The following is a 23,266-nucleotide window of genomic DNA, read 5'->3' on the forward strand; positions in this document are numbered from 1 at the left end:
TTCAATATGTCATTGGAATGGATGAGTTAATACTCAGCATTGACCTCAGCTTAACGGATTTAGAATAGGAGCGTAAGTACGCACATTAATGATATAAAGTATCCCTTGAGATACTATGGGAAGGCGTTTTACATATGTTTCGATCCCCAATCACCTAGCTGAAACAAGATCGAAGTCAGGCTTTGTCCTTTTTCTGTCAGGGAATATTCGACTTTAGGCGGAACTACAGGGTGGGTAACACGGTTTATTAAACCAGCTTCTTCAAGTTCTCGTAATTGCCTGGTTAACGTGCGATGCGTAATGGGGTCCAGCATTTTCTGTAATTCATTGAATCGAATTGTTGAATGGAGGATGAGCCGATTTATAATTAATAACTTCCATTTCCCACCAATCATATTGACTGCAAATTCAACCGGACAACGGTCCTCCACAGGTTCTATATTCATATTTATGTATCCCTCCCAAAAGCATCAACTCATGTTTCATGTTTCGTTCATTTTATCGAATTTATAAAGGGGTGTATAGCTTACAGCGCAAACCATGCCCAGGACATAAAAAAAGATGCCCCAAGTGTAGCTCAAGGGACATCTTATTCAATATAATTTATTGTTCAATTCAGACAGAGAAGAAAAAAAGCATTGAACGTGAAAAAAAGCCATGATATAATCTATAGCGCAATTGACATTTCGATTAAATATAAAGATTGAATCATTATTTCTCCTAATTTAATTTTACATCCGACATTCCGATTTGTCAATGCTCTTTTTTTGGTCCTAATAAATGGAAAAGGGAGTGGACTCATTCATGGATAAAACAGTGGAATGGAAGTTGGAAGAGGAAAGACTAGTGCAGGTGAGGAACAAACTTCAGGCACGACTCGACGAGCTGGAACCGAAGGTTGCCGGACTACATGAACAGGCTGCCGAAATTCGTAAACGGTTCTGGGAAGAAGTGACGATTAATACGGGTTCGTACACGGATTTTGAAGATGCATTCTATACCATTAATCAGCAATCGAGAGTGTTGGCCGAGAGGGAGCGCGGGCACAAACTGTTAACTCAGCAATGGAAAAATACTAAGAGACTGCTTCCAACACCGTATTTTGGTCGTTTCGACTATAAGGAAAAAGGCATGACTTTTACTGAACAGATCTACATTGGCGTATCATCTTTCATGGATGAGGATGGGTTGAACTTTCTAATCTATGACTGGAGAACGCCAATTGCGAGTTTATACTATGATCACTCTCCCGGGCCAGCAGGCTATGACACACCTTCAGGACGAATCGAGGGCAAGATGGAGCTTAAACGCCAATTCCAGATTCAACATGGGCAGCTTCTTAGCATGTTTGATGCAAACGAAACGATTGGTGACGAATTGTTGCAGCAAGTGCTCGCCAAGGGTGCAGACTCACAAATGAAGAGCATTGTAGCAACCATCCAGAAGGAACAAAATGCGATTATACGTGATGACCGAAGCCGAATGCTTATCGTTCAGGGGGCAGCTGGCAGTGGCAAGACATCAGCTGCGTTACAGCGAGTCGCCTACTTACTTTATAAACATCGCCAGACTGTCAAAGCAGATCAGATTGTACTTTTCTCGCCGAATCCGATGTTTACGAGTTATATCTCGACTGTACTCCCGGAACTTGGGGAAGAGAACATGCAGCAGACGACTTTTCAGGAATATCTGAACTATTGGTTGGATTCCTCCTTACGACCAGAGGATGCCTTTGATCAGATTGAATATGTGCTGACAGCCCAAGAAGATCCAGGTTATGAAGCTCGTCTCGAGGCGATCAAGTACAAAGCTTCCGAGACATTCCTGCAAGTGCTCCAAAACTACGGCACGTGGCTGGGGCGGGAGGGCATGCGGTTCAACGGCATTCAATTTCGGGGACGTGAATTCATCACTGCGGACCGAATTAAGGCCCAGTTTTATAGTTTGGATCAAAATCTTACCTTGTCCAACCGTATTCTTCTTTTGCAGGAATGGTTGCTTAGAGAACTTGTGACGTTGGAACGATTGGAGCGGGAAGCGGACTGGGTTCAGGAGGAGTTGAACTATCTGGACACGGATGAGTACGTGGAAGCTTTCCGCATGCTGCACAAAGAAAAGCCTGTGTTCGATGTAGCGGAAAAATATGCAGCCCGCGAGAACGGAAATAACAAGGCAGTGCAAGATGAGGGTGCCTTTAACTTTGCAGTGCGGGAAGAGGAGCTGCTTCGTCAGAAACTGGTGAAAGGCATGTTTAAACCGTTAAGGAAGAGTATACGGAAATTCCAGTTCGTGGATGTAAAAGGCATCTATGAACAACTCTTTGCGGATGAAGCCACATACAGGGAACAGACGAACGGGGCAATCCCCCCGCAGCATTGGCCTGAGATTTGTAAACAGACCAAGGCAATGATCCTTCAGAACAAGCTGTTCCATGAGGACGCTACTCCTTATTTATATGTAAAAGAGATGATCGAAGGCGTCCGGACGAATACGGAGATTCGTTATGTCTTCGTGGATGAAGGCCAGGATTATTCGGCGTTTCAATACGAATATCTCAAGAAACTGTTTCCTCGTGCCCGCATGACCGTGCTGGGGGATTTCGGGCAAGCGATCTTTATGCAGGCTACGGATTTGGCAGCATCCAACTCGCCACTGGTTCACCTTTACGGAGAAGCCGAAACTACATTAATACGCCTGGTACGCAGTTATCGTTCAACCAGAGAAATTGTTGAATTTACGAAATGCATGTTGCCAGGGGGAGAAGAGATCAGACCGTTTGAAAGGGGAGATCAGAAGCCTCTTTTAACAAGACTGAAGGACGATAAGCTACGTGGTGCGCAGATTCTTGCAGACATCGCCGCGCTTAAGGCGGAGGGGTTCGATTCCATCGCTGTGATTACAAAGACCGCGGCTGAAAGCCGTGACGCCTATGAAAGGTTGCAAAGTCAAGGCGGCGAAGGGTTGCAGCTCATAACAAAGGACACACAGATTTTCGAAAAAGGAATCATGGTTATTCCTGTGTATCTCGCCAAAGGCGTTGAGTTCGGTGCTGTCCTGGTCTATGATGCTTCATCCGTTGTTTACAGCCAGGAATATGATCGCAAGCTCCTCTATACGGCCTGCACACGAGCTATGCACCGACTTCATCTATATAGTACTAGCGAGTGGTCCCCTTTTGTGCAGGCGTTACCTGCGAATCTGTATGACATAAAATCATAATCCATATGTAAATCCGTTCTCAATGAAGGACCAAAGAAAGATGCTCGGAGCCTTATTTCAAAGGTTATCGGGTATCTTCTTTTTATGAAGACATGAATCATAAAAGTTATTCTTTACTGATCGTTCTTAATGTGATAGATTGTTATTGGGAGTTATGAGAATGATCATTCCCATAACAGCTCGAAAATGAATGCATTCTCAATGAGAGGGAGTAATAATAAATGAATATTTCCAAACAAGTTGCTATTGTAAGTGGGGCTAATCGAGGGTTGGGCAAGGAACTTGCTCTTGAATTGCTTGCGCGGGGAACCAAAGTTTACGCTGGCGCACGGAACCCTGAATCCATTGATCTGCCGGGGGCTATTCCACTGCAACTCGATATTACGGATCCACAATCTGTCATGGCTGCTGCTGAGGTAGCTAGTGATGTAACCCTTCTAATCAATAATGCTGGTTCCGCTACGGGTGCTTCTCTGCTCACAGGTGAGCTGAACGATATTCACTTGGAGTTCAATACACATGTATTCGGTACGCTTTCAATGATTCGTGCGTTTGCACCGGTGATTGAGAAGAATGGAGGAGGTTCGATACTGAATATCCTGTCTGCTTTATCCTGGCTCAGTCTTGGTAACTCAGGTGCATATTCAGCTGCAAAATCCGCTCAGTGGGGAATTACAAATGCATTACGTCTGGAATTAGCCCCTAAGAAGGTTAGCGTTGCCGGATTGCACGTGGCGTTCATGGATACGGATATGACGGCAGGTATCGACGCACCGAAAACGAGCCCAACGGATATTGCCAAAATTGCAATAGATTCAATCGAAGCGGATCTCTACGAGATTATTGCTGATGATACCAGTCGGAATGTACAACAGGGTCTTGCTGGTGGTGTTGCTGCCCTTTACCCGCAATTGTTTCAAAAATAGAGAGGTCTAGATGCATTTTCTCTTTATAAATAAAGCAACCCCCACCAGATATGGTGGGGGTTGAGTACGTCATGAATACTCCCATTCTATGCCTTGAGAACCGCGAGAATATGAGGTTTAGCCTTTAACTGCACCGGCAGTGAGGCCGCTGACAATATATTTTTGCCCGAACAGATAGAGGATGAATACAGGCAGTGAAGTGAGCACGAGATTGGCGAAAATCAGGTTCCAGTCCCGGCTGTATTTGCCGTAAAAATTGTAGATTGATAGTGGCATCGTCCATGTGGAGCTGTCGGTCAGGAAGTACACCGGAATCGTAATGTCATTCCAGACGGACATGAACACCATGATCGCTACCGTTGCGTTAACGGGCAGGATGAGCGGTGTGACGATGCGAAAGAATACGCCGAACACACTTGCTCCTTCCAGAAATGCTACTTCGTCCAGCGCTCGTGGAATGGTTTTGATGAATCCACTATATAAGAATACACTGAAAGCCGTGTTTAATGCGGCATAGATTAGAATAACGCTGGTGATGCTGCCGTAGAATCCTAATCCCTGCACGACCCGTATAGTCGTAATAATCGACATCGGCGCAATCAGTCCCATGAAGAAATACATGTAGATCGTGCCGGATAGTTTGGTTTCCCGACGTGCCAGAATGAATGCCGCTGCCGAAGAGGCAACGATATTAATGATGGATGATACTCCAGTAATCAAAATGCTGTTGAAGAACGCTCGCGACAGACCACCTTCTTGGAAGACACGAACATAGTTCGAGAACTGCCATGTCTCGGGGAAACTCAGGGAGAAGCTGAGCACTTCGGCGCTGGTTTTGAATGAACCAAAGATCAGAATGACAAGCGGCAACAGAACGATAAGGGAGGCTAGAATCAGGAAACCTTCCACGATATAGTTGCGGATGGCGAGTTTGCGTGTATAGCCCATGTTATTCCGTAACCTCCTTACGCCGCATGAAGATCAATAGCGGTATAGCAATTATTGTAACGACCACGAACAGAAGTGTGTTGACCGCGGTTCCGAGTCCCCAGTTGCCTTCGCCGAAAGATCGCAGAATGATCGTACCCACGACCTGGGAAGCGTTACCTGGGCCACCACCGGTCATGACATATACTTCGGAGAATACTTTAAGTCCACCGATCAATGTCAGCATCAGGTTAATGTTAATCGCGGGCAGCAAGAGTGGCAGTGTGATCTTGAAAAAACTTCTCCACGAGCTTGCGCCATCAATCTTGGCTGCTTCGTAATATTCTTGAGAAATGGACTGCAGACCAGCCAGATAGATGGCCATCTGGAACCCGGCGCTCTGCCAGATCGAGACGATGGCAATTGTCCAGATGACAATGGATGGGTTGGTCAGCCAAGCTTGGCTTAACGAATGTAACCCGACTGACTCCAACAAATTGTTAATCGTACCTTCGGTACGCAACATGGGTGTGAACAGAATGCTGATCACAAGAATGCTGAGTATGGAAGGGGAGTAGAAGATCGCGCGCAGCAGGTTCTTTGTTCTTAATCGCATGTTAAGGCCTACGGCCAGCAATAGGCCGATGACATTCTTGCCCACGACGGTAACAATCGCAAATATCACAGTGTTTTTCAGCGCCAGAATGAGCGTTTTGTCCGAGAAAATTTTCTCGAAATTATCCCACCCGATGAACTTCAGCTCCAGTCGATCCAGCCGCCAATCCGTGAATGAGTAATAGAAAGCGGCGAGAGCAGGTACGACGAAAAAGATGGAGTATATAATCAGTGCGGGAAATATCATGTAATACGAATACAAATTTTTAGTCCTTTTCATGTCTCACACTCCGTTATAGCTAGGCAGCATAACGATCGTCCATGTTATGCTGCCTTATATTTCACTCTTTAGAAACCAGCTACACCTTTATCCTGCATCAACTGACTGAACTTCTCATCCCAGGATTTAAGTACTTCTTCCGGTGACAAACCACCTGCAAATTGATCTTGTAACAACCGGTACAGTTCGTTACGATCAACCTGCATGTATGCATCCGTTGTTAGCACGGTTTTCTTCGGCGTAATATAATTGTCAACAATATCCTGCTTGTAGGCCGGTAACTCCGGCGTTGTAACGTCACTGAAATTGGATACGTAAGCTTTGGCATCCACGATCTGTTGTGCAACTTCCTTGGAAGCGATGTAGTCCAAGAACTGTTTGGCTTCTTCCAAGTGTTTGGACTTCTTCGGTATGAACAGTTGTCCGCCGAGTGGACTTGCACCGAGACTGGCATTGTCCGACGATGGAATCGGGAATACGCCCAGTTCCATGCTTGGATCTTGCTCGGCCACACCTTCGATTAACCAATCGCCCATAAACATCATGGCAACTTCCTTGTTCAAGAATTTACCTACAGCCATGTCATAGCTGTCGCTGAGCACATCCGAGTTGGTGTACCCCTTGGTATACACTTCATATTGTTGTTCCAAGAATGTTTTGAATTCCGGAATATCCGACCATTTTTTCTTGTTGCTGTTCAAGTCATCAAAAAATGTGGGATCATTTTTGGCTACAAAATCGGCAAAAGCTGCAGCAGGCCAGATGTTGGCAGCCCAGGCATCTTTGTAAGGCATGAATACAGGCGTAATGCCACTCGCTTTAATTTTTTCACAAATTGCCAAGAATTCTTCGTAGTTGGTTGGAATCGACAACCCGAGTTCTTCAAAGATTTGTTTGTTGTAAACGACCCCTTGCATTCCGGTATCCTGGCTGACATGGAAACTGTAGAGGTGTCCACCAGAAGAGAGGACGTCTTTGTTCACAATTCTGCTCGCCCAAGGCTCGTTATCCAGAATCTCGAAGTTACGTTCAAGGTTCAGGTCCGTGACTGCGCTCGCCAGATTGTACTGAATAATGTCAGGTGTTTCATCTACAGCCAGTTTGGTTTGCAGTACCGTCGTCGTTTGTTCCGCTGGAATCAACTGCAAATTGACGCGAATGTTCGTTTGTTTTTCGAATGCATCGAGAATGTCTTGCTGGATGAAGGCAGAGTCCTGAGAACTTTTAGAGATCGCCAGCTCCAGTGTGACTTTGCCACCCTTACTATCCCCGCCAGCAGCTGTACCGGAATCCGTACCTCCTGATCCACAAGCGGTTAACGAGATGGATAATAAACTGGCCAGAATAATGGAAATCGCCTTTTTTCTTTTTATTGTTTTCAATGCAAATCCCCCTCTAAAACGTGTAGTGAATCCGTTTACAAGTCCGATTATAGATTCTTTTCTCTCCCCGGTACATGTCTGTGCTTGAACGTTGATGTGTAAAATTCTGAACTTGAAATCGCTATCATTTCATGAAGTACCGTGATAGAGTAGACATGAATGTAAGGGATTTCACATCATGTCGGAACAGGAGGGCACCTCTGAGAATGGCGAAGCTCATACATAAAGCAACTCAATTCAGTTTGCAGACGAAGGTGTTTTTGACGTTTCTGGCTCTACTTTTGTTCGTACTGGGCTGTTTCATCGTGTATGTAAATGTCATCGTTGTCCGTCCGCTCAAACTGAAAACGGAGCAGGATACGCTCGTGACGGCTACGAAAGTAAGAGAGCAGGTGGACCTTTACGTAGAACAGCAGAACCAGATGTCGCAGCGAATATTGTCCAGCAAAGACATTTTTGCAGCCATGGACAAGAGCTCCTCAGCTCATAGTAATTATGAAAGACTGAAGCAGATTCGGATCATCAAAGACATCATGTTTCAGGCCATCGGGCCGAGCATGAATATCATGGACATGTCCATTTATGACAAGCAAGGCGTTCTCCTGACGTCATATCTGGGTTCGGGCAATCCTCCGGCGATTTTGAACACCATGATGAAGAGTAGCCAGATCGGACGGGATTGGACGGAAAGTGGTTTTGTTCTGTTGCGCCAAGCCGATACCATTTCCTTTGTTCGCACAATTAATGATCAGAACGGCAAGGTGTATGGATACCTAAGTATTCAGATGGAACAGGCCTATATACAGAACCTAACGGAAGGCATAACAGCAGGAGATGTCTATATTTTGAATGAACAAGGGGAGCAGATGACAGGCTCGGAAGCAGGTGTGACATTTGCCAATTGGACAAAGCCTGCATCAGACGAGGGACTGGATGTCGACAAAGACGACAATTATATCACGCATTCCACATCACCCAGTACAGGTTGGATCACGTATATCATAACACCCAAAAAATCCGTACTGGGCTCTATCCATTCAGTTCAGACGATGTCCATTCTGCTGATTACGGCACTGATGCTGGTTTCATTTGTGTATATATTCTTGTCGACACGTAACCTGCTGCTGCCTATCCGCAAGCTCCGCAGTCAGATCTGGCGTATGAACTATAGCAATATGAATCTGAAAGTGGATGAAACGCCGAAAAATAATGATCTGTTATTGCTGAATGAAGCCTTTCAGGATCTGATGGAGCGGCTACAGCAATCCATTGACCGTGAAAAATCAGCACTTCATGAAGAAGTAAAGGCGCGTAATTCGGCGCTGCAAGCCCAGATCGCTCCTCATTTTATTCATAATGTTCTATATCTGATCAGTATTGCTGCGCAAGAGGGGAAGACCAAAGTCGTATCAGATATGTGCAAGCACCTCTCGGACAGTCTGCGTTATATTGTCTCTTCACCATACGCACATGTGACCTTGGCTGAGGAGCTTCAACATACGAGGCATTATTTGTCCCTTGTACAACAAAAGTACGAAGAGGATCTGGAGTGGGACATCCGTGCGGACGAGTTGGCGAACGAAATCCGGTTGCCACGGTTGGTCATTCAGCCTTTTGTGGAAAACTGCATAGAACATGCCTTTGCCAACACCGCACCACCTTGGCGTATCCAGATTACCGTGAAGCAATATAACGGATTATGGGCATTGGAGATCAAGGATAACGGGGAAGGCTTTCGACCGGATAAGATTCAGGAGATTTTAGCCAATATTCAGACATCGGGGACCGGAATGAACCAGACTGCCGATCGTGCCACAGCCCTTGGTAACATGGGGATTATCAACAGTGTCAATCGACTCAAACTAATGTATAACAACCGGCTCTTTATTAATATATTTAACAATCATACAGAAGAAGAACATGGAGCAACGATTCAGATCATCGGCTCATTGACGAAGGATTTTTACTAGCTAGGAGGTATAGGCGATGTATAACGTTATGATCGTTGAGGATAGCAAACCGATATTACGTAATATTAAAATGCTCTTGGAGACGCTGAGCTTCCCGATTCGCGTAGCAGCTACGGCAACGAATGGGGAAGAAGCCTTGGCAGCGTTAAAACAGGAACCGATTGATCTGCTGTTGACCGATATTCGAATGCCGAAAATGGATGGCTTATCCCTGATAGAGCAAGCCAAACTTGCCAACCCAGAGCTGAAGGTCATTCTGATTAGTGGTTATAGCGATTTTGAATATACAAGAAAAGCATTAAACTTGAAAGTATTTGACTATTTGCTAAAACCTGTAGAGCGAGAGGCATTGGAAGAGGTTATGGGTCGGGTAATTGAACAACTCGACCAACAGATGTCCAAGGACCTGCTGGATTTGCAGGAAATCATTCATCCCCAATGTGAGACTGCGCCGAAACAAGGAGAGCATTTTCCTCCTTTATTCAGCCAGATGATGATGATTATATACAAACAGCCCTTCACCGCAGGACATGAACGATGGGTACAGGTGGAGCTTGAGAGTATAATGCAGGATTTTTTTAGATTCCAATCTTGTCGTGTGTACACCAGTCAAACCCCGTATCAATTTGTCGCTTTCGTCAACAAGAGTGCACTTGACTTGTACTCTTCCGTACATGAATGTCTTGAATCGTTGCGACGGCATCTGATGGCGCATGACATTGATGCCTTAATCGGAGGACAACTGCTGTTCGCAGAGTCTGGTAATCTTCCTGAACACTATCACCGCATGTCGTCCATAGTGTCTGAGCAGCAACGGTTGAAACAAGGATTAGCGCTGGATACCGGGAATCCGGTGTCGATGGCCAGATCTGAGACAGGCTGCCTGGATTCGGTGTTGGAAGCTGCTTTTGTACAGATGATACAGGCTCGTCAGAAAGAACGATTTACGCTCAAGCTATCCGAATTGCTGAATCGATGGGCGGAGGAGAATGTACATATCACCGAGGTGGAGCGGTTTATCGGATTGATTGTAGACACGTTCGCTCATCTGTACGAGGAACAAGGGTCTGGCATGAGATTGGGTCTGGAGCTTCGGGCAAGACAATTCGCTGAGGCACATTCCTACGCTGATTTTTGCCGGGAACTGACGGAATGGACGGGACAGTGCTTCGATATGCTGCAATCCCACGTTCGAAAAAGCAAGGCGATCCTGTTCGAGCAGATTGACGATTACGTAAAACTGAATAAATACTCTCCATTGTCGATCAACGACATTGCCATGAAATTTCACGTTAGCCCGTCGTATGTCAGCAGAGTAATCAAGAATGCAACGCAAATTACGTTTGTTCAGTATTACACCCAGCTTCGCATTCAGGAAGCCTGCAGATTGATGGAATGCCAACCGGACATGAAGTTCAAGGAAGTATCCGATCTGCTGTCGTTCAGTGATCAGCACTATTTCTCGAAGGTGTTCAAGGAATATACGGGGCTAAGTCCTACCGAATATAAACAACAGCTGTCTGGTAGTAAGACCCAATCATAGCTAACAAACCCTTTTTATCTATGGTATAATACAAAACAAATACGGCTTGTTACTGAATTCATTCAGGCAATACCTATGTATATACATGCTCAACGTTTCTTTGAGTGTGTGTATACATGGGTTTTTTGCGTTTACTTGCTGATTGATTCTACTAAAATGAATAAAGAGAGGGCGATTCATTTGAAAAAGGCAAAGAAAGAAAGTTCATTTTTGAAGAAAGGAGGAACCGTTTTACGTTTAATGAGCACCAGACTAATTGCAGCTTTCCTTATGGTACTCATCATCCCAACTGCACTTATCGGATATTTTTCATATGATAGTGCCAAAAATCAAGTGCAACAAAAAATGACAGATCCCATCAATACCATTTTAACCATGACAGGGCAGCACATTAACAATCTGGTGGGGGAAAAAGCATCATTATTGAATTATATCGACAGCATGTATGGAAACACCCCCAGCCAGCCCAACAACGAAGTGGTACAAGTAGGAATCGACCAATTATCTGATACATATCCTGATATTTTGGCCATAACCGTGGGCAACGACCAAGGTGGTGTTATATCATCTCCAGCAATAGCGGATGCAACATACGATCCACGCAGCACAGAATGGTATGCCAATGGTGAAAGTAACAATGGATCACTCTATTTTTCGAGTATTATGAAAGATCCGGAATCCGGGAAGATTTATGTAGAGATTTCAAAAGCTCTGTCAAATGAACAAGGTGTAGCAAGTATTAAACTTGATCTGGAGCGATTAGCAAATGAAATATCGAATGTGGATGTAGGAGGCAATGGAAGTCTGATTGTGGTTGACTCTAATCGAACCATCGCGGCTTGGTCCGGTGCCATTGTAAAAGGTGGGGGAGGAGAGCTCGGCGGAGCACTCATCGAGGGAATTCCAGTCCATCCGAATACGGCTTCGAGTTCCGATGAACCGATGACATTCTTCCAATTTGTTAGAACGGATCTGGCGTATGATCTGGAGGTATATAACGGCGTTAATGCGTTGACTGGTTGGAATGTGATTGCTTTGATGGGCCATGAAGACTTTATCGCCGCAGCGAAACCTATTATGGTATCGAGTCTAACCGTCATTGCTATATCTGTATTGATTGCAGCAGTAATTATTTTCTTCATTTTGCGATCTTTTATCGTACCTATGCAAAAACTGAGAAAGGCAACTCGCAGTGTAAGCGAAGGGAATCTGTCTGAACGAGTGAATCTTAAAACCGAAAACGAATTTGGTATATTGGCAAATGATTTTGACCAAATGACCAGTTCTCTTCAATCGGTAGTTGCTGAACTTCATCAGACATCATCGTTGTTAAGCCACTCTTCCCAAATGATTCAGGAGAGTACTGAACAAACGACCCAATCGGTTCAACATGTAGCTGAAACCATGCAACAGACTGCCGAATCAGCTATTGTTGGGGCGGAAAATTCGGAACAGACAGCGAATGCAGTCGAAGAGATGGCCAGAGGTATCAGTACAATCGCAGAATCTGCGAGTGCGATTGTGGATTCGGCTGAAGAGACGGAGCGCGCTGTCACTAACGGTGGAAAAACGATAAACCAGGTCGGAGCACAAATGGAACATATTCTCGTAGCTGTTGAAGAAACCTCGGCATTGATTAACGAACTGTCCAGTCTATCGGCTGAAGCCAATCGAATGAATAAAGCGATTGCGGATATCTCTCGGCAAACCAATCTTCTGTCACTGAATGCTTCTATTGAAGCATCAAGAGCAGGAGAACACGGAAAAGGTTTTGCTGTCGTTGCAGGTGAGGTGCGTACGTTATCTATGCAATCCAAACAAAGTGCGGATGAGATTGGCGCTACCATTGGCAAAATGCTCGATCTGATTGCGAAATCCACATCTCTCATGAATGATAAAGTTCGCAATCAAGTTGGTGAGGGAATGCGGATCAGCCAAGAAGCTTCTGCGACCATATCCAACATTGAACAATATACAACGCATATCGTGGATCAAATTCAGGATATTTCCGCTGTCTCAGAACAGTTGTCAGCCAGTACGGAAGAAGTCTCGGCTACCGTTGCCGCGATGAGTCATATCTCTAAAGTGTCAGCTGACAGTGCTCAGACGACTTCAGCAGCAGCCCAAGAGCAAATGGCGGCGATGGAGGAGATATCGGCATCATCTGCACAGTTATCCAAAACAGCTGAGAACATGCAAGAATTGGTTCGCCGGTTTAAGCTTTAGAGTAGATGTATGTAAGTGTGTAAGGAAAAGTGAATAGCCAAGGCGCTCCATTTGGGGAGCGTCTTTTTGCGCTTAGAGAGATTAGTAAGAATGTGACGGCTCATCCCCAAACATATCCTTTTGATTCTTTTTTCGAAAACTTCGCGGGGATTCACCAACTGTTTTGGTGAATAGAATCGTAAAGTAATTCGGGTTATCGTAACCAACCAGTTTGGCAATTTCCCATACTTTTTTGTTGGTTGAGACTAATAATCGGGTGGCTTCACCCATTCTTCGTTGAATCAGGTAGTGATAAGGCGAGGTGCCATAGTGATTTTTATACATATGAATTAAGTAATAAAAATCGATGTGAAATTGATCTGCCAATTCCTTCAGTTTAATGCTTTGCCGATAGTTGGTATCCAAATAGTCCTTAATGCTCTCAACAAGGGTGTTACTCCGGACACTCTCTCCATCAGGAAGCTGCTGACGGGACTGCCGATCGATGATCATAAGGATAGCTTTCAACACATGCCCAGAAATAGACTCGTATCCATGTTCCCGGATTGAAAATTCATTGAAGAGAGTCTGCATTAACGAATGAAGCTCATCGGAATATCGGTTGGCTCGAATGATCGGCTCGTTAGAGGGAGGAATGACCCAATCCTCGTGGGTACCTTCTGTAAAACGAAACCCACAATAAAAGGTGGATAACGGGAATTCAGGATTGGACTTCTCCTCGTGAAGAGTACCCTTGTTATAAATGAGCATGTCGCCTTTTTGAGCCCAGTGTTTGGTGCCGTCAATGGTGAACAATCCTTTGCCTTCAGTTACGTAGATAATCTCGTGCAGATCGTCATGTTTGTGAGTCGGAAAGCTCCAATGGGGATTGTCGGCCAGTTTTCCTACATAAATAATGGTGCAATCTCCATTTGCATGCAGTTGGCCGGATTCGTGGTGTGTGTTCATCTATGTCTTCCCTTCAGAATCTGTAATGATAGTCTGTGTTGAAATGACAACATACATAATGTTTTGCAATAAAACCACAACAACCTTGATTGTCGTCATGGCAATCTGACAGTACAATTTCACTATCCAAAATGTACTATATATCGAAAGTGGAGGGATGGGAAAGCAGAAAATACATGAATTAATGATGGTAGACAGAATTAAAGCGTTTGCAACAATAGAAAGGAATCGTGAGTATTGATTTATGACTAAAAATAGAGAGAACCTACTTATTTTAACGCTTACGCTCGTTAGCTTTGTATTGGGAACAACCGAGTATGTCATCGTGGGTGTGTTGAAGGAAATTGAAAGTTACATGAGAGTATCACTTGCTGCCGCGGGCATGCTTGTCTCCGGTTTTGCGATTGCATACGCAGTGGGTACACCATTTGCCGTGGCCTTCTTGGCTAAAATATCCAGAAGAAGTTCCATATTGATTGGATTCGGAATCGTATTAGCATTAAATCTGTTGACCGTGTTCTCAACAACGTTCTATTCTCTGATGGCTATTCGCATCGTGTCGGCCGTTGCTTGTGGACTTACGATATCGCTTTCGATCTCGATCGTAAGCGACGCAGTGAACCGGGAGCGAAGAGGGGAAGCTATCGCTTGGATTCTGGGTGGATTTTCAATCGCGAATGTACTGGGTGTGCCGCTCGGTACATTTATCGGACAACATCTGAGTTGGTCCATGACGTTCGTCGTTACGGCATGCATTGGTGTTGTGCCGTTGGTATTCATGTTCCGTATTTTGCCACGCCGAACAACAACGATCGCCGGTTCGTTCAGTGATCAGATGTCTCTCTTTTTAAAACCACGGATATTGCTGGCCTGTCTGATCCCGGTACTGGGAAACAGCTGTATTTTCGTCGTTTTTACGTACATTACGCCACTCCTTAGTGAGACAATGGGTGTCCCTGTACAATGGATTAGTGCCATACTCCTGATCTATGGCGCCTGTAGCATCCTGAGTAACTGGATTGGTGCCAAAATAGCCAAGGGTGACTTCCTACCCAAGCTCAAGCGACTTTTCGTCATCCAAGCCATCCTGTTCCTGGGCATGAGTTTTACCGTTTCTAATGTGTGGATGGGCTTGGCATTCCTGTTCCTGATTGGATGTGTGTCATCCTCGATGAGCGCGGCATCCCAGTTATATTTGTTTGATGTGTCTGGAACGATCGCGCCGGGGTCCAAAGCATTCGCATCTACACTCCTGCCTGTGGCAGCCAACGTGGGTATAGCGCTAGGCTCCGGTGTCGGCGGGATTGCCGTCAACATGGGTGGTGTGCAGTGGGTGCCTCCAGTGGCTGTGATGCTTGCGTTGCTTGCTTTTGTCATTACACAAATATGCCAGCGTTCCATCCAATTGAATTCATATGAAGAAACCATTGTAAAAGCAGCTTAGATGAGATGATTTTTAGACTAATGGGATGAATGTATATATGTGAGATTTGAACGACAAACAAAGTCGCTGTTCTAGCGGCTCTGTTTGTTTTTATTTTTCCAGCACTCCGGATGATACCGGTTCGTAGATTATAAAGGTAGGAAAATGCAATAATTCAGTGAATTTGTATATGAAGAGATCTGATAAAATGAATGAAAAGATAGGAGGGGAACCCATGAAAAAGCCGATGATCGGTGTGCTGCCTTTGTACGATACAGACAAAAAAAGTTACTGGATGCTTCCGAATTATATGAACGCCATAGAGGAAGCTGGTGGGATTCCAATTATGCTGCCTTTGACAACGGATATCGAGATTATAGCAACTCTGGCTGATGAGTTCGATGGGTTCCTGTTCACAGGCGGACATGATCTCAATCCTGAGCTCTATCATGAGCATGCAGAGATCGCCTGTGGGGAGTTGTGTATTGAACGCGATATTATGGAGTCTAACCTGTTACAAAAAGTGATTGAGCTTGATAAGCCTGCCTTTGGCATCTGCCGAGGACTGCAGCTATTTAACGTTATTATGGGTGGAACGTTGTATCAAGACATTCCAACCAGCCTTCAACTTCATGTGAACAAGATCGTTACTCACAAGCAAAGTCCGCCTTACTCGAATCTTGTACATGATGTACATATAGAGCAAAATAATTTGCTTCATGATATCTTGCAAACCGATACGATACAAGTGAACAGCTATCACCATCAGGGAATCAAGAAGTTATCGGATAAATTAACTGCCGTGGCAGTCGCTGAAGATGGACTCGTTGAGTCGGTAGTCATGGCAGGCCGCTCGTTTGTTTTGGCCGTGCAGTGGCATCCAGAGTATAGCTACAAAGTAGATGACTATAGTCAGAAGTTATTTGCGGCATTTGTTAATGCTGCTAAATCCCCACGCTATAATATCCTTATTGAAGACATAACCGCATAAAAAAGATTAGGAACAGAAAAAAGACCTCCTGTTTATAAAAAACAGAGGAGGTCTTTGTATTGGTGAATATAGTCGTAATAGTAATCATGGTATTCCCACTCTATTGGCAGGATTATTTATTTTAATCTAGACTTGGTGTTGGCATGCTCTTCAGCATGAAGGGAAGCAATCAGCTTCTCGCCTTCAACATCCAGGTTCGGCAGGATGCGATCCAGCCATTTCGGAAGTGCCCAAGCTTTGTCTCCAAAAATAGCCATGATGGCAGGGACCAAGCCCATACGGATGATGAAAGCATCAATCAGAATGCCTACCGCCAAGGTGAAACCAATCTGCTTGATCATGACATCATCGGTGAAGATGAATCCTGCGAATACAGAGACCATGATCACCGCTGCGGCAACAACCACGCGACTAACCTGGTTGTACCCATGAACGACGGATTCGGTTCCGCGTTGACCATGAACATATGACTCCCGCATGGAGCTAACGAGGAAGACCTGATAGTCCATCGCGAGGCCGTACAGGATACCTGTCACGATGATCGGCATAAAGCTCAGCAGCGGGCCGCCGGTATCGAAACCAAAGAGCGAATGCAGCCAGCCCCATTGGAATACAGCAGTCGTGATTCCGAATGTAGCCAGGATACTAAGCAGGAAGCCAATTGTTGCTTTGATGGGAACGATGATCGAACGGAATACGAGTAACAGGATGATCAGTGACAGCAGGATGATAATGCCTACATAGATAGGGAACACCTGCGCCAGTTTGGCTGACATATCGATGTTAACAGCTGTAAGTCCAGTAACTCCGAGCTTCACATCATAGTTCTGAGCGATACCGGAATCAGCCGAGCGCAGATCATTGACCAGTGTTTTAGTTAGCGCATCGTTAGGACCTGTTTTTGGAATGAGACTAAAGATCGCCAAATCTTCTGTCATCCCAAGTGGTGTAACCTGTGCAACGTTGTTTTGACCTTGCAGCTCCATCATCAGACCACCCAAGAGTTCCGGGGTGACTTTGGTGGAAGATTGATTAGGCTCTGCGACCAGAATAAGTGGTCCGTTGAATCCTTCTCCGAAGCCTTCCGAGATGGCATCATAACTCTGTCTTGCGTCTGTATCGAGATTCGCTGAGGAAGCGCCAGGGATACCCATTTCCATTTTCGCGATCGGTGTGGCCGCAAAACCAAGAATGACGATGATGGCGATAATGGTAGCCCAACGATTCTTGATAACGAATTTCACCCATCTGTCCGCAACTCCGTGGCTAGTGGCTTTAGGATGTTTCGTGCTTTTCTCACGAGCTTTGGCGGAACAGATGCGTTCTCCTACCAATCCCAGCAAAGCCGGCAACAGGGTTAAAGCAACGAATACGTTGATGAGCACGGTGGCAGCTGCGACCAAAGCCATCGTAGACAAGAAGGTGAGACCGATGACAAGCATACCGCACAGTGCAATAATGACCGTTAATCCGGCAAAAAATACCGCGCTGCCCGATGTGCCAATGGCTCTTGCCGTTGCTTCTTTTGCGCTCAAGCCTTGATCAATAATCATTCGACGCTGGCGATTGACAATGAAGAGCGCATAGTCGATTCCGACAGCCAATCCAACCATAAGAGCCAGAACGGAAGTGACACTAGGCATTTCAATGAATTTGGAGATTGAGAACGCACCACCAACTCCAATGGCAACACCGAGGAGTGCTGTGATCAGAGGCAGACCTGCTGCAACGACGGAGCCAAGGGTGATCAGCAATACAATCACAGCAATGACCAGTCCAACAATCTCAGCCGAGCCGACCCCAATTGATACCGCTTTGAGCGTTTCGCCCGGCAGCACCGTAATATTGGTTCCTTGCTCTACCGTCATAACGGACTGAATCACGGAATCAAATACATCTTGCGTGATGGCAGACTGTTCGATTGTAAATTGGAACTGGAACAGTGCGATACTGCCGTCCGAAGAGATCAGCATGCCAGGTACAGGAACACCATCCACCATTAAAGGTCCATAGGGAGGAGGTGTGGTTGTTGCGGCTTGCGCCGAATCAGTAGCCTGAGCATTCTGAGCCATCTCAGCTGTAGCACCTGAATTACCCGCTTCAGCTGCGTAGTCCGCAGGGTTAATGACTTTGTCTAATCCGTAAACTTCATTAACACCTTTCATCATGGCCGCCAAACGTTCAGGCGTATCCAAACGCTCGTTGTCCGGTGCTTTGAACACAACGCTTCCTTGACCGCCGGAGGCGGCTGGTAGTTCTTTTGCCAATTGATCCAGAACCTTCTGCGACTCTGTACCTTCAATCTTCATTTCAGAACTGATGTGAATACCATTGATGCTGATCATGGAGATGACAATTCCCAGAATTAAAACCCAGCCAATGATGAAGGTTGCAGGTTTGCTAAAAGCGGTTTTCCCCACTCGATATAATAATGTAGACATTTCTCTATTTTACACTCCCTCTAAGATGAATGTGGATGGTTAGCTTGTTCGAATCCTGTTCGCAAGTGACCAAACATGGTTTCTAAAAATTGATCGAACGTTACAGCACCGGGCTTGGTATCTTCAGTAATGGTTTGTCCGGGCAGCAACACATTGAGTCTTCCATCAATTAATGGCAGTATGGTGCCGTACATTGCATTAATTAGAAGATAAGTATAAATCTCGTCGTGCTTTCCGTTAGATAAGTCTAATAAGGTTTCTTGTGCCTGCGTCTGCATGCGGTGCATGGCTCCAAGGTAGTGCGGTTCAAGCACGGGATAGGTCTGGGATAGCGATAGTAGCTGATGTAGTCTTCCTATTAGTTCTGTTGTAAGCTGCATTTTGATCAGGTCATACAGTACGTCAAGCAAGGAGACATTTTCGGGCATTTCGCTAAGTAGAGCTTCGAGTTCCGTTGTATTCTGAACGGATGTTGCGCCTCTTGCTACGGCTTCTTCTTTACATGTGAAGTAGTTTGCAAATGTTCTACGTGAACAACCCACCTGATGTACGATATCTTCCACCGTAAAGCCATCAAGGCCATGTTCAAGGGTAAGTTCAAATGCAGCAACAGCAAGCGCCCTTTCAGTTGCTTCTTTTTTCAAATGTCGCAAGTTTCTTTTGGTCATTATTCTCCGCTTATGCGTTCACCTCCAGCACCACTATGGTGTAATTATGTTTATGAAGAGCATCCACACTGAGCATGCACGTTGTGAGGTTTATCATAACAAAAATTTGCCCAATGTGCAAATTTACTCATTGTGCAATTATTTTGATGTTACGGACAGGCTTCGAATCAATACTTCAACTCCTGAGGAATGAATGTTAAAATCAGAGAAAAACCTGGGGCGATGACGGGACATGAGTAGTCGTAAACAAAGTTTATTGGAAACAGCACTTGCACTATTTTTAGAGCATAGTTATGCAAATACAACAATTCAGATGATCTTGGATCAATCGGGTGTATCCAAAGGCACATTTTACAAATTCTTCAGTTCGAAAGAAGACTGTTTATATTCGATTATTGATCAGCGTATGCAAGAGGATGTTTTCATTCGTAAAGAGCTTGAGCAAAATCACTATACATCGGATTATGACTTGCTCGTAGATCAGATTGCTATTCCTATGTCCGTACCTAATAAAGAGCGAGTATGGGAATTATATTGGACTGGTTTTTATTCCGGGGAGATCAACTCAGCGAAACTAGCTACAGTTCAGCTAAATTGGCTGTCTACACGCTTGATTCAGGTGTACGGGAAGGACATCAGCTTGTATGCCAACGAAGGTGCCATATTGTGCTATGGCATATTACATCAGATTGCCAACACTTCGAGAAGTCTAAATACACAAAAACCGGTATGGAGCGAAGTTGTTCCCAAAGTATTAACGTACATTGAAGTGATACTAAGAACAATGCACCAGAGAAATGAACATATTTTCGACTTTCAGTCTCTCTATTTCCTGAATGCGGACGAGCGTAACCGTGATATGGGTCTGGATATCGATACTCTGTTGGAGGAATTGGAAGAGTTCAACAAGCGTGTTCAAAAGTCCAAGGAATCTGCACCTTTGAAGCAACTCTCGAAAGGGCTTTTGGCGCTTTTACAGGATAAAGAGGATTTAAATATTCCCGTAATCGAAGTTGTACTTCAAGCATTTCACAAAGAGTACAAATCCAGTGCTTTTCAAGCAGAAGCCAATAGACTCACTGAAGCTTGCTGGTGGTTTTTGGAACTGGTGAAACAACGTCATTAATATGGGGGTTGGCCCAAAAGCCGACCTTTTTTTTATGTTTTTTGTGCTTATAATTACCTTTATTATACTAATCGTATATTAATAAAGTTCTTTTATAACAGTTGTTTAATGCTGTTTAATCTATTGAATTTGAAATTAAATATACGAGTAGTATATAATCGAAATGAACATATATTTCCATAGATTTGAAATAACTTCACTTCGAAAGGAAGATTATTATGAATCATTCGAATAACCAGACATCAGAAAAAACAGAATTTAATTTATTTAGCGAAGAAAATAGTAAAGATCCATTTGCTATATTTGCACAGATGCGTTCCAAAGGATCCGTTGTCCCGATCCCTAATCCGATGGGTGGAGCAGGGCAAACCTGGATTGTAACTCGGATGGACGTTGCCATGGAAGTGTTGAAAGATCATTCTCGATTTACGGTAGATATGAACTCTATTGATAGTGGCAATGATATTCGAAAGAATCTCTCAGGCGAGCTTGGCTCATCCGAACCCCAGACCTTTTTTACCGGAAAGTCGATGCTCTTTGTTGATGAACCGGATCACCGAAGACTCCGTAGCCTGGTTTCCAAAGCGTTCACGCCTAGGTATATGGAAAGCCTACGTCCACGCGTCCAGGAAATTGCCGATGAATTAATTGACCAATTTCAAGGAAAAGGAGAGATGGATCTTGTAAAAGATTATGCCTATCCTTTCCCAATCAATGTTATTTCTGAGATGCTAGGTATACCTCTGGAAGACCGACCTCAGATCCATGTATGGTCTGAAGCTATTGCGAAAGGTCTTGGTTTTGGTAAACAGGACCCTGCCGTAGCACAACACTTGCGATCATTCGCAGAGTACACCTCACAGCTTGTGGCGAATAAACGAGTAGAACCTTCAGATGACCTCATTAGTCAATTAATTGCGATTGAGGAGGAGGGAGATCGACTGAATGAAGATGAATTAATATCCATGATCACGTTATTGATATTTGCTGGACATGAGACAACTTCCAATCTGATTGCAACCGGTTCTTATCTTCTTCTGACCCATCCCGAACAACTGGAACAACTGAAACAAGATCTGAATCTTGTTCCTTCTGCGGTGGAGGAGTTGCTGCGATATAACGGACCCGCCACTTCTTCAGGTCCTCGTTATGCAACGCAAGACACGGAGCTGGATGGACAATCGATTCAAAAGGGAGATGTCGTAATTCCTCTTCTGAAATCAGCGAATCGGGACGAACAGCAATTCACTGATCCGGAAGAATTGCATATTGAACGCAAAATAAAACGGCACTTGGCCTTTGGACACGGCATCCATATGTGTCTCGGTGCTCCACTTGCTCGTGTGGAAGGGGACGTGGCATTTACTACGCTTTTACGTCGGCTACCTGATCTTCAACTCAGCGTTCCTCAGGAAGAGATTCATTGGCATTCCGCATTGTCATCACAGGGCTTGGCAGCATTGCCTGTGAAATTTTAATAGATTAACTTAGTGTGATTCACTGGAGTATGACGAATTTTCGTCATACTCTTTATTTGTAATGATGATAGAATGGTATGAACAAGAAGCATTTCAATGGAGTGAACATGCTTAATGTAAAAGATAAAGTTGAGTACATAATTTTTGTTGTGGAGGTAAACCTTATGAATAAAGATGAACTTTTCATGCATAAAGCCATTGAAATTGCTCTGCAAGCTCGCAAAGAAGGAAACGAACCATTCGGAGCCATTCTGGTGAAAAACGGAGAGGTCGTCATGATTGGGGAAAATAAAATCAACACTTTTTGTGACCCTACGCATCATGCAGAAATTGGCCTTATCCGAAAGTATTGTTCCGAACATCATGTGTTTGACCTGAGCGAATACACTCTGTATACGAGTTGTGAACCGTGTGTGATGTGTTCCGGTGCGATGGTTTGGTCGAATCTGGGGAGGCTGGTGTACAGTGTATCCCATGATCAATTAGCTGAAATTGCTGGTGGCAACATCATGATCGCGTGTGAAGAAGTATTCGACAAAAGTCCTCAAAAGCCTGAAGTAACAGGGGAATTACTTAACACAGAAGGCTTAAAAGTCTTCGAAGGATATCAATTTCATGCCTAGTCCTCATCCGGACAAAAAAAATATTTTTTAATTATTGCTTGATTTTTTTTTCAACGTCTGATAGTGTAAGACCTGTGATTTTGGGAAGTTAATTTATCAATATGAATTAGAGCTTTCCAGCAGATAATTTTGACCACTTCCACCAGGAAGTTAAGGCCATACGGACAGCCGGGTCAAATGCCGATTGGCAACTTACGTTGCTTTATTGATTGAGTTCAAAGCTCAAATTTTATAAGTTGGTTACTTTACAACCAGTGCAATTGCACATCAACTTGTGAAACGGTCAATAAGAGTGGTAAAGGCGAATTATTTGCTATATAGACTCTGATCCAATATTGATATACATGAAGGAGCTTTCCGCCAAAGGAGTTCTTGTGAACTTTTTTGGTCATGGAGACTTCACGTCTTTTTTATGATGTATATCGATAAGCAAGTGTGATGATGCGCGATTGCGGGCATTTTTCACCTTGCTTTTTTTGT

At 44.5% G+C, this 23,266-nt stretch carries 17 protein-coding genes; 10 read left to right on the top strand and 7 right to left on the bottom strand.

What is annotated here, in order from left to right:
* Positions 1 to 128 precede the first annotated feature (128 nt).
* The gene (locus tag OM416_RS00465; RefSeq protein ID WP_091016372.1) at positions 129 to 446 is read right to left on the bottom strand and encodes a winged helix-turn-helix transcriptional regulator; all 318 of its coding nucleotides are present in this window, start codon (positions 444 to 446) and stop codon (positions 129 to 131) included.
* Positions 447 to 804: 358 nt separating this feature from the next.
* On the opposite strand from OM416_RS00465, the gene helD reads away from it, so the two are divergent.
* Both helD and OM416_RS00475 read left to right on the top strand, forming a co-directional pair.
* The gene (helD, locus tag OM416_RS00470) at positions 805 to 3,219 is read left to right on the top strand and encodes an RNA polymerase recycling motor HelD (protein WP_264926094.1); all 2,415 of its coding nucleotides are present in this window, start codon (positions 805 to 807) and stop codon (positions 3,217 to 3,219) included.
* Positions 3,220 to 3,440: 221 nt separating this feature from the next.
* A complete protein-coding gene (locus OM416_RS00475) occupies positions 3,441 to 4,145 on the top strand; it encodes an SDR family oxidoreductase (protein ID WP_264926096.1) in 705 nt (234 codons plus the stop codon).
* A 117-nt stretch (positions 4,146 to 4,262) separates the two neighbouring features.
* Here OM416_RS00475 and OM416_RS00480 read toward each other — a convergent pair whose 3' ends face one another.
* The 3 genes from OM416_RS00480 to OM416_RS00490 form a co-directional block, all read right to left on the bottom strand.
* On the bottom strand, positions 4,263 to 5,093 hold the full coding sequence (locus OM416_RS00480) for a carbohydrate ABC transporter permease (protein WP_017688542.1): 831 nt from the start codon (positions 5,091 to 5,093) through the stop codon (positions 4,263 to 4,265).
* Between the two features lies 1 nt (position 5,094).
* A complete protein-coding gene (locus OM416_RS00485; RefSeq protein WP_264926106.1) occupies positions 5,095 to 5,967 on the bottom strand; it encodes a carbohydrate ABC transporter permease in 873 nt (290 codons plus the stop codon).
* Between the two features lie 68 nt (positions 5,968 to 6,035).
* The gene (locus OM416_RS00490) at positions 6,036 to 7,349 is read right to left on the bottom strand and encodes an ABC transporter substrate-binding protein (protein ID WP_264926108.1); all 1,314 of its coding nucleotides are present in this window, start codon (positions 7,347 to 7,349) and stop codon (positions 6,036 to 6,038) included.
* Positions 7,350 to 7,555: 206 nt separating this feature from the next.
* Between OM416_RS00490 and OM416_RS00495 the strand changes: the two genes are divergently transcribed.
* The 3 genes from OM416_RS00495 to OM416_RS00505 all read left to right on the top strand — a co-directional run bounded on the left by OM416_RS00495 (position 7,556) and on the right by OM416_RS00505 (position 13,088).
* Positions 7,556 to 9,319, top strand: a complete 1,764-nt coding sequence (locus tag OM416_RS00495; protein ID WP_264926111.1) for a sensor histidine kinase — start codon at positions 7,556 to 7,558, stop codon at positions 9,317 to 9,319.
* A 16-nt stretch (positions 9,320 to 9,335) separates the two neighbouring features.
* Positions 9,336 to 10,862, top strand: a complete 1,527-nt coding sequence (locus OM416_RS00500) for a response regulator (protein WP_264926113.1) — start codon at positions 9,336 to 9,338, stop codon at positions 10,860 to 10,862.
* Between the two features lie 240 nt (positions 10,863 to 11,102).
* Complete coding sequence (locus tag OM416_RS00505) at positions 11,103 to 13,088, top strand: methyl-accepting chemotaxis protein (RefSeq protein ID WP_264926115.1); 1,986 nt, start codon at positions 11,103 to 11,105, stop codon at positions 13,086 to 13,088.
* Positions 13,089 to 13,169: 81 nt separating this feature from the next.
* Here the strand turns inward: OM416_RS00505 and OM416_RS00510 are convergent, their stop codons facing one another.
* Entirely contained in the window at positions 13,170 to 14,036 is an 867-nt protein-coding gene (locus tag OM416_RS00510; RefSeq protein WP_264926117.1) for an AraC family transcriptional regulator, read from the bottom strand.
* A 244-nt stretch (positions 14,037 to 14,280) separates the two neighbouring features.
* On the opposite strand from OM416_RS00510, the gene OM416_RS00515 reads away from it, so the two are divergent.
* Positions 14,281 to 15,480 (top strand): MFS transporter, encoded by a 1,200-nt coding sequence (locus tag OM416_RS00515; RefSeq protein ID WP_264926120.1) that lies wholly within the window; start codon positions 14,281 to 14,283, stop codon positions 15,478 to 15,480.
* Between the two features lie 214 nt (positions 15,481 to 15,694).
* Positions 15,695 to 16,450 (top strand): gamma-glutamyl-gamma-aminobutyrate hydrolase family protein, encoded by a 756-nt coding sequence (locus tag OM416_RS00520; protein WP_264926122.1) that lies wholly within the window; start codon positions 15,695 to 15,697, stop codon positions 16,448 to 16,450.
* 116 nt (positions 16,451 to 16,566) lie between these two features.
* On the opposite strand, the gene OM416_RS00525 is transcribed toward OM416_RS00520, so the two are convergent.
* Both OM416_RS00525 and OM416_RS00530 read right to left on the bottom strand, forming a co-directional pair.
* Positions 16,567 to 18,891 carry an MMPL family transporter gene (locus OM416_RS00525; protein WP_264926124.1) on the bottom strand — a complete coding sequence of 775 codons (2,325 nt, stop codon included), beginning with the start codon at positions 18,889 to 18,891 and terminating at the stop codon, positions 16,567 to 16,569.
* A gap of 20 nt (positions 18,892 to 18,911) precedes the next feature.
* Complete coding sequence (locus OM416_RS00530; RefSeq protein ID WP_264926126.1) at positions 18,912 to 19,559, bottom strand: TetR/AcrR family transcriptional regulator; 648 nt, start codon at positions 19,557 to 19,559, stop codon at positions 18,912 to 18,914.
* A gap of 232 nt (positions 19,560 to 19,791) precedes the next feature.
* Here OM416_RS00530 and OM416_RS00535 point away from each other — a divergent pair, with 232 nt between their 5' ends.
* The 3 genes from OM416_RS00535 to OM416_RS00545 all read left to right on the top strand — a co-directional run bounded on the left by OM416_RS00535 (position 19,792) and on the right by OM416_RS00545 (position 22,786).
* Positions 19,792 to 20,685 (top strand): TetR/AcrR family transcriptional regulator, encoded by an 894-nt coding sequence (locus OM416_RS00535; protein ID WP_264926128.1) that lies wholly within the window; start codon positions 19,792 to 19,794, stop codon positions 20,683 to 20,685.
* 218 nt (positions 20,686 to 20,903) lie between these two features.
* Positions 20,904 to 22,163, top strand: coding sequence for a cytochrome P450 family protein (locus OM416_RS00540; protein ID WP_264926130.1), 1,260 nt, complete (start codon positions 20,904 to 20,906; stop codon positions 22,161 to 22,163).
* A gap of 164 nt (positions 22,164 to 22,327) precedes the next feature.
* Positions 22,328 to 22,786: a nucleoside deaminase gene (locus OM416_RS00545; RefSeq protein ID WP_264928747.1), complete on the top strand. Its 459-nt coding sequence runs from the start codon at positions 22,328 to 22,330 to the stop codon at positions 22,784 to 22,786.
* The last annotated feature ends 480 nt before the right edge of the window (positions 22,787 to 23,266 follow it).

The sequence above is a fragment of the Paenibacillus sp. LS1 genome (assembly GCF_026013365.1).
Taxonomy (GTDB): Bacteria; Bacillota; Bacilli; order Paenibacillales; family Paenibacillaceae; genus Paenibacillus.

Excerpts from the sequence above, each read along its gene's own strand:
- OM416_RS00465 (WP_091016372.1), bottom strand. The coding sequence starts at position 446 with ATGAATATAGAACCTGTGGAGGACCGTTGTCCGGTTGAATTTGCAGTC.
- helD (WP_264926094.1), top strand. The coding sequence starts at position 805 with ATGGATAAAACAGTGGAATGGAAGTTGGAAGAGGAAAGACTAGTGCAG.
- OM416_RS00475 (WP_264926096.1), top strand. The coding sequence starts at position 3,441 with ATGAATATTTCCAAACAAGTTGCTATTGTAAGTGGGGCTAATCGAGGG.
- OM416_RS00480 (WP_017688542.1), bottom strand. The coding sequence starts at position 5,093 with ATGGGCTATACACGCAAACTCGCCATCCGCAACTATATCGTGGAAGGT.
- OM416_RS00485 (WP_264926106.1), bottom strand. The coding sequence starts at position 5,967 with ATGAAAAGGACTAAAAATTTGTATTCGTATTACATGATATTTCCCGCA.
- OM416_RS00495 (WP_264926111.1), top strand. The coding sequence starts at position 7,556 with ATGGCGAAGCTCATACATAAAGCAACTCAATTCAGTTTGCAGACGAAG.
- OM416_RS00500 (WP_264926113.1), top strand. The coding sequence starts at position 9,336 with ATGTATAACGTTATGATCGTTGAGGATAGCAAACCGATATTACGTAAT.
- OM416_RS00505 (WP_264926115.1), top strand. The coding sequence starts at position 11,103 with ATGAGCACCAGACTAATTGCAGCTTTCCTTATGGTACTCATCATCCCA.
- OM416_RS00510 (WP_264926117.1), bottom strand. The coding sequence starts at position 14,036 with ATGAACACACACCACGAATCCGGCCAACTGCATGCAAATGGAGATTGC.
- OM416_RS00515 (WP_264926120.1), top strand. The coding sequence starts at position 14,281 with ATGACTAAAAATAGAGAGAACCTACTTATTTTAACGCTTACGCTCGTT.
- OM416_RS00520 (WP_264926122.1), top strand. The coding sequence starts at position 15,695 with ATGAAAAAGCCGATGATCGGTGTGCTGCCTTTGTACGATACAGACAAA.
- OM416_RS00525 (WP_264926124.1), bottom strand. The coding sequence starts at position 18,891 with ATGTCTACATTATTATATCGAGTGGGGAAAACCGCTTTTAGCAAACCT.
- OM416_RS00530 (WP_264926126.1), bottom strand. The coding sequence starts at position 19,559 with ATGACCAAAAGAAACTTGCGACATTTGAAAAAAGAAGCAACTGAAAGG.
- OM416_RS00535 (WP_264926128.1), top strand. The coding sequence starts at position 19,792 with ATGAGTAGTCGTAAACAAAGTTTATTGGAAACAGCACTTGCACTATTT.
- OM416_RS00540 (WP_264926130.1), top strand. The coding sequence starts at position 20,904 with ATGAATCATTCGAATAACCAGACATCAGAAAAAACAGAATTTAATTTA.
- OM416_RS00545 (WP_264928747.1), top strand. The coding sequence starts at position 22,328 with ATGAATAAAGATGAACTTTTCATGCATAAAGCCATTGAAATTGCTCTG.